At 42.6% G+C, this 1,679-nt stretch carries 1 protein-coding gene; it reads right to left on the bottom strand.

Features of this window, described 5'->3' with window-relative positions; genetic code table 11:
• Positions 1-1,622, bottom strand: a 1,622-nt coding sequence (locus ACESM0_RS13455; RefSeq protein ID WP_372906719.1) for a sensor histidine kinase, incomplete at its 3' end; no start/stop codon positions are given.
• Positions 1,623-1,679: the final 57 nt, after the last annotated feature.

Genomic DNA, 1,679 nt, shown 5'->3' with positions numbered 1-1,679 from the left:
GTTGCCAGCCCGATTCCCGTACCCGGATATTCATCTTTTGAATGAAGCTTTTGAAAGACCTCAAATATTTTTTCATTGAACTTTTTATCAAACCCGATGCCGTTATCCGAAACAGAAATATGGCAGTACTTTTGATCCGCAGACAGTCCTTTCACCTTCAGTTCACTCCCCTTTACCATCCGGCTTTTGATCTTGATGTGAGGTTTCTCACCGGATTTTGAAAACTTGAGCGCATTACTGATTAGATTGTGCATCAGCTGGCGGAACTGAAAGACGATCACATCTGCCTCACACATTTCCTGAAGCTCAATATTGGCTTCTTTTTCCTTAATAACATCGCTGAAGTTTGACAGAACCTCTTCAACAATCGTCCGCAGATCCACGGTTTCAAAAACTCGTTCCGACGTGTTTAGGCGTGAGAATACGAGCAGATCATCAATTAGTTTCTGCATCCGGTTTGCGGCGCCCTGCATAACATTGAAATAAGTCTTCCCCTTATCGGATAGGTTTTGATTCTCTTTTTCGAGCACCAGGCCGGCAAACGTTTGAATTTTTCGGAGCGGCTCCTGCAAGTCGTGGCTGGATACATAGGTAAAAGCTTCCAGCTCTTTATTTGTTTCCACCAATTCCTTGTTCATTTCACTGAGTTCTTCAATAGCATTTTTTAACTCTACCGTCCGTTCTTCTATTTTCTCTTCCAGCTCTTTTGTATGCTGCTCCTGAATTTCACGCCGTTTTTCCCTCTCTTTTACCTGTTCGGTAATATCTTCTACAGACAAGAGAATTAAATTTTCAGATTCGTCATCTCTCGCAACTTCCCGCGCATTCAGCAGCAGATGAAGCTCACCAATACCCGGGAAGGTGTGAATGACTTCATAATCAACAACAACAGGATTATCTGGAATAATACCTTCGAGCAGTTTTCGAATTTCAGGAAAGTCCCACATCTTATCACCCAGATCATAAATCAGTGACCCAACGGTTTCCTTTTCTTTAAGCTTGAATTGTTTGTAAAATGCCTTATTAGCCGTTCTTATCCGAAGTTTTTTATTCAGCACCAGCAGTGGTTCGCGAATATTTGCTACAATAGATTCAGAATAATTTCTTTCAGCTTCCAGCTGTTCATTTAAACTGTTCATTTCCTGGTTCAGGACAACCAGCTCTTCATTCGTGCTTTGAAGCTCCTCCTTGCTGGTCTCCAACTCTTCATTTAAACTCTGCAGCTCTTCGCTGCTGCTCTGCAACTCTTCGTTGGCACTCTGGAGCTCTTCGATGGCAACTTCCTGATCCTCCGTTATGTTTCGCATATCCTCCCTTGTATCCACAAGTTCTTGCTCCAATTGCTGAATGCGAAGATCTTTATCGGTATCCGGTGCTTTATCTGTTTCTGTCCCTTCACTTTCAGATCCTTGTCCGTTATTTTCTGGGGAGATATCGTGAAACAGTATTAAATAATGTGGATCTATGGTATTGGGAAGAGGAATAGCTTCAATGGAAATCGTATGAAATTCATCATCCAGCTTGATCGGGATATTCTCCTTTTTTACTTCTTCATCTTCCTGCTTTACTTTATGAAGAACATTACGCAGTTCAAAAGCCAGGCCCGGCACGGCCAATGCCATTAGATTATGACTCGGTTTCCCGGACGATTGCTCTAAATACGGTCCGGTTTTGCCCCG

Origin of the sequence: Rhodohalobacter sp. (assembly GCF_041686455.1) — a bacterium.
Lineage (GTDB): Bacteria > Bacteroidota > Rhodothermia > Balneolales > Balneolaceae > Rhodohalobacter.
The sequence above is the reverse complement of the archived record's forward strand: the minus strand, read 5'-3'. Positions and strand labels throughout refer to the sequence as shown.